This window comes from Streptomyces sp. RP5T, assembly GCF_003933965.1.
Classification (GTDB): domain Bacteria; phylum Actinomycetota; class Actinomycetes; order Streptomycetales; family Streptomycetaceae; genus Streptomyces.
Genome location: NZ_RSAJ01000704.1, coordinates 1 through 3,927 on the forward strand (window position 1 = coordinate 1; position 3,927 = coordinate 3,927).

General features: G+C 71.8%; 3 protein-coding genes. 2 read left to right on the forward strand and 1 reads right to left on the reverse strand.

The features are described 5' to 3' along the window. Nucleotides 1-304 precede the first annotated feature (304 nt). Both EHS43_RS39530 and EHS43_RS39535 read left to right on the forward strand, forming a co-directional pair. Nucleotides 305-2,089 carry a glycoside hydrolase family 3 protein gene (locus tag EHS43_RS39530; protein ID WP_125195394.1) on the forward strand — a complete coding sequence of 595 codons (1,785 nt, stop codon included), beginning with the start codon at nucleotides 305-307 and terminating at the stop codon, nucleotides 2,087-2,089. A gap of 132 nt (nucleotides 2,090-2,221) precedes the next feature. Then, nucleotides 2,222-2,860: a hypothetical protein gene (locus EHS43_RS39535; protein WP_125195395.1), complete on the forward strand. Its 639-nt coding sequence runs from the start codon at nucleotides 2,222-2,224 to the stop codon at nucleotides 2,858-2,860. Nucleotides 2,861-2,885: 25 nt separating this feature from the next. Here EHS43_RS39535 and EHS43_RS39540 read toward each other — a convergent pair. Next, on the reverse strand, nucleotides 2,886-3,927 hold a 1,042-nt coding region (locus EHS43_RS39540), incomplete at its 5' end, for a S28 family serine protease (protein ID WP_125195396.1).

The window sequence follows — 3,927 nt, forward strand, 5'->3', positions numbered from 1 at the left end:
CCCACCAAGTTGCGGAAATGGGGCCGGAGCCGGGAACCCGGCCCCGCCCCCGCTCGTCCAACCCGCGAGCTGCCGGAGAGTCACCGCGGTGCGGCGTCGGCCTCGCTGCTGGCTGCGAACGCTGACCAACCCTCTCCTCCGTACCGCGGCCGGCAGCACGCCGTCATCGGCGCGCCCCCCTCCAACTGCGCCGATGGCGGCTCCCCGCTGGTTACTGTGCACTCCCTTGACTGGCAGAAACTTCCCGGATATTGGTGATCCCACGGAAGTTTCCTTCAGCGGATCACCTCCGGAAGGAGCGCACGTGCCCTCCAGACGTACCGTCCTCGCCGCCACGGCAGGCGTCGCCGCCTCGCTCGCCGTCGGCGGCACCGCACACGCCGACGACAAGAAACTCCGCTCGCTCATCTCCCGTATGACGCTTGAGGAGAAGGTCGGCCAGCTCTTCGTGATGCGGGTCTACGGCCACTCCGCCACCGCCCCCGACCAGGCCGACATCGACGCCAACCTCAAGGAGATCGGCGTCCGTACGGCCGCCGAGATGATCGCCAGGTACCGGGTGGGCGGGATCATCTACTTCACCTGGGCGCACAACACCCGGGACCCGCACCAGATCGCCGACCTCTCCAACGGCATCCAGGAGGCGTCGCTCGCGCAGCCGCGCGGGCTGCCGGTGCTCATCTCGACCGACCAGGAGCACGGGATCGTCTGCCGGGTCGGCGAGCCCGCCACCCTGTTCCCCGGCGCGATGGCCGTCGGCGCCGGCGGCTCGCGCGAGGACGCCCGCACCCTCGGCCGGATCGCCGGGCAGGAGCTCAAGGCGATCGGCATCCGGCAGAACTACTCCCCCGTCGCCGACGTCAACGTCAACCCGGCCAACCCGGTCATCGGCGTCCGCTCGTTCGGCTCCGAGGCGGGCGCGGTCGCCGGGCTCGTGGCCGCCGAGGTCGCCGGCTACCAGGGCTCCGGGGTCGCCGCGACGGCCAAGCACTTCCCGGGACACGGGGACACCGCCGTCGACAGCCATTACGGCTTCCCGGTCATCACCCACAGCCGGGAGCTGTGGGAGAAGCTGGACGCCGTGCCCTTCCGGGCCGCGATCCGGGCCGGCATCGACTCGATCATGACCGCGCACATCCAGTTCCCGGCGCTCGACGACTCGGGCGACCCGGCCACGCTCTCCCACCCGATCCTCACCGGCATCCTGCGCGGCGAACTCGGCTACGACGGGGTCGTCGTCACCGACTCCCTCGGCATGGAGGGCGTGCGCACCAAGTACGGCGACGACCGCGTCCCCGTCCTCGCCCTCAAGGCCGGTGCCGACCAGCTCCTCAACCCGCCCTCCCTGGACGTGGCGTGGCAGGCCGTGCTGCGGGCCGTGCGGGACGGCGAGCTCACCGAGGCCCGCCTCGACGAGTCGATCCTGCGGATCCTGCGGCTCAAGTCCCGGCTGCGGCTCTTCGAGAAGCCGTACGTCAGCCAGGGCGGTGTCACCCGGACCGTCGGCACCCCGGCGCATCTCGCCGCGGCCGACCGGATCGCCGGGCGCACGACGACCCTGCTGGTCAACGAGGAGCGGCTGCTGCCCCTGTCCCGCCGCACCCACCGCAGGCTGCTGGTCGTGGGCGCCGACCCCGCCTCGCCGTCCGGTACGACGGGCCCGCCCACCGGGGTCCTGGCCGCCGCCCTGACCGAACTGGGCTTCACGGCCACCGCCCTGTCGACCGGTACGGCCCCTACCGCGGCCGTCGTCGACCGGGCCGTCGCGGCGGCACGGGACGCGGACGCGGTGATCGTGGGGACGTACAACATCACGGCCGCCCAGAGGACGCTCGTCGAGCAGCTCGTGGCGACCGGGAGGCCGGTGGTGGCGGTCGCTATCCGCAATCCCTACGACGTGGCCCAGCTCTCCACGGTCCCCGCCTGCCTGGCGACCTACTCCTGGACCGACGTCGAACTGCGGGCGGCCGCACGGGTGATCGCCGGGAGGACGGCACCGCGCGGGAGGCTGCCGGTACCGGTGCAGCGGGCGGACGACCCGGCGAGGGTGCTGTACCCGGTCGGGTACGGGCTGTCGTACGGCCGGTAGCGCGCGGGGCGTAGTCGCCGTACGACTCACAACTCGCACATCGCCCCCGAAAGGCGCAAAGGACCCCATACGTCTGGCGTGGCCCCGCCGCTGCGGTCACGCTGGACGGCGGGGCAGCTCGGGGGGATGGCGATGCGCGAGAAGAGTTTCACGGGGGTGGTGTGCGTCCTGCCGGCGCTGCTCGCCGCCCTGCTGACGGGGTGTACGCATCCGGCCGCCGGCGGGGAGGACCCGGGAGCAGCGGCGACGGTCTCCGTCTCACCGTCCGCCTCCCGGGTCTCCGGGTTCGGCGCGGTGTTCCTCGCGGTCGACGAGTGCAGTTCCTTCGGCAAGGCCAGCTTCACCGAGGTGCCCTGCACCGGCGAACGGGCGGCGGCGCGGGTGGTGGCCCGGCACGACGGCACCACGGCCGACGGACCCCCGTGCCCGGCGACCACCGACTTCGTGCTGCACATCAGTGCGCAGAGCCGGGTCTCCGACGAGGACGGCGACGGGGCGGTGCCCCAGGGATACGCCTGCATGCGCAATCTGCAGCCGCCGCATCCGGGCGATCCCGGCGGCGGGGGCGGGCCGCGGACCATCGTCGGCGACTGCGTGTACGGCTCGGGCAGCGGTCAGGTCAGGGAGACCGCGTGCGACGGCACGGGCGGCAGGCGGCCGCAGTACAAGGTGGTGAAGGCGGTCGCCGCACGCGACCGGTGCCCGCTGTCGACCGCCCTGTACGTCCAGCTCGGCGGTTCCCTGCCGGTGGGCTGCGCCCGGCCGTTGTGAGCGACGGCCGGGCGCGGCGGGCGGACTACGGACGCAGGGTGGGCTCGCGCTCCACGTCCCGGACGTCCAGCTTGCGGTCGAACTTGGCGAGCGGCTTCGCCGCGGTCACGGCCGGGGCCGGGACACCGGCCCAGGCGAGGATCCTGGCCGTGGCGAACGCCTTCTGGTCGGCGACCAGACCGGCGACGTTCGCCCCGTGGTTCATGCCGGGCGCGGTGAACACGTACGCGTCCTTCGCCCCCTTGTCGACGCGGAACCGCTCCGCGCCCCACGGGTCGTTCTGGCCGTAGACGTACAGCATGTGGTGGGCGTTGTGGCGCACCCAGGTGTCCACGTCCCGCATCGCGTACGGCTGGAACTTCGTCGGGATGCTGCGCGGGACGAAGTTGCGCGGCGGCTGGTAGCCGTAGCGGATGTACTTCTTCTCGATGTGCGGGAACTTGATCGTCGGCGCGCCGAGCTGGGTGGCGGCCTGGTAGTAGTACGGCGTGTACGTCTCCAGACCCTGGTCGGCGTAGGCGGAGAAGCCGGAGATCGTGTCGATGGAGTTCCAGATCTGGTCGTCGGTGGCGGTCTTGGCGTCGGCCGGGATCAGCGCGTCGTCACCGCAGTTGGCCAGCAGGTTGTACTGCCAGAAGCCCCAGACGTAGTCGAGGACGACGGCCTCGTAGGCCTTGTCCAGGCTGCCGACGGTGGTGAAGGTGAGGCCCTCCGCCGCCGCGTAGTCGGCGTACTTCTTCTCCAGCGGCTCACGCCGGACCAGGGCCTCGCGCTGCACCGCGTTCAGCCGGTCCCGGCACTCGGCGGTGCCGACCTTCGCGAAGAAGCGGTCGTAGGCCGAGTCCTCGTCGTTGACCACGTCGTTGGGGGCGACGTAGGCGACCACGCCGTCCATGTCGCGCGGGTAGAAGCGCTCGAAGTAGGTGGCCGTCATGCCGCCCTTGGAGCCGCCGGTGGAGATCCAGTTCTTGGTGTAGATCTTCTTCAGCGCCTTGAAGATGCGGTGCTGGTCGCTGGCGGCCTGCCAGATGTCCAGCTTGCTCCAGTCGGCCGGGGCGGGCCGGGAG